The organism is Streptomyces sp. CO7 (genome assembly GCF_053474865.1).
Genome location: NZ_JBRIOU010000008.1, coordinates 8707 through 9614 on the forward strand (window position 1 = coordinate 8707; position 908 = coordinate 9614).

The 908-nt window shown below is 78.2% G+C and carries 1 protein-coding gene; it reads left to right on the forward strand.

Annotated elements, in window-relative coordinates; genetic code table 11:
* Nucleotides 1-730: NPCBM/NEW2 domain-containing protein (locus ACOV8S_RS24890; protein ID WP_448320460.1), on the forward strand; the 730-nt coding region annotated here is incomplete at its 5' end.
* Nucleotides 731-908: the final 178 nt, after the last annotated feature.

The following is a 908-nucleotide window of genomic DNA, read 5'->3' on the forward strand; positions in this document are numbered from 1 at the left end:
GGTGGCGCTCGCGCTGATCGGGAGCGACCGCCCCGCGCCGTCGACACCGCCGGTGGCCGGTCCTCCGCCGGTGTCGGCGCCGGCCGCCGCGCCCGAGGACGCGCCGCCGTCGCCCGGGGCGGAGCGGCCGGCGCGGCCGGTGGAAGCGGGGGCGGCGGCGTCCGTCCCGCGGGAGCCCGAGCCGTCCGCCGAGGCGCCCGCGCCGTCCGCCGAGCCCTCACCCTCGCCCTCCCCCGCCCCTTCGCCGGAACCGGAGCCCGAGCCGGTCGAGGAACCGCCGCCGCCCGCGCCCGTGGTGCCGGCCGAGTACCGGTGGAGCGGCCTGCCGTACGGCATCGCCGGTGACGGCAGCGGGCCGGAGATGCGGCTCGCGCAGAGCACCTGGGTCTGGCAGCGGAGGTCCCTCACCGTCGCCGGGGTGACCTACCCCGAGGGGGTGACGGTCAACGGGCGGTCCTCCGTGGTGATCGACCTGAACCGGTCGTGCACCTCGTACCGGGCGATGGCGGGGATCGACGACATGTCGCTGGGGCTGGGATCCGCGGTGTTCTCGGTGCACGCCGACGGGGTGCGGTTGTGGCAGTCCGGGGTGGTGCGGGCGGGGGATCCGGCGGTGCCGGTGTCCGTCGCCCTGTCCGGGCGGCGGACGGTCCGTCTCGTCGTCGAGCCGCGTGGCGGCGCTCTCGCCGTTCCCGCCGACTGGGCCACGTCCCGCTTCCTCTGCGGGTGACCTGACGGCGGGGCGTCGCCTCGCGCAGGGGTGGGGCACGCCGTCCGCACTCCGTCCACTGGGTGGTGGAAGCAGCGCGAAGGGGAGCGGAGCGGCTGGGTGGTGGAAGCGGCGCGGGGGAAGGGCCGGCCCCCGTCACCGGCCCGTGGTGTCGAGGGCCTTGCGGCGGGGTGGGGTG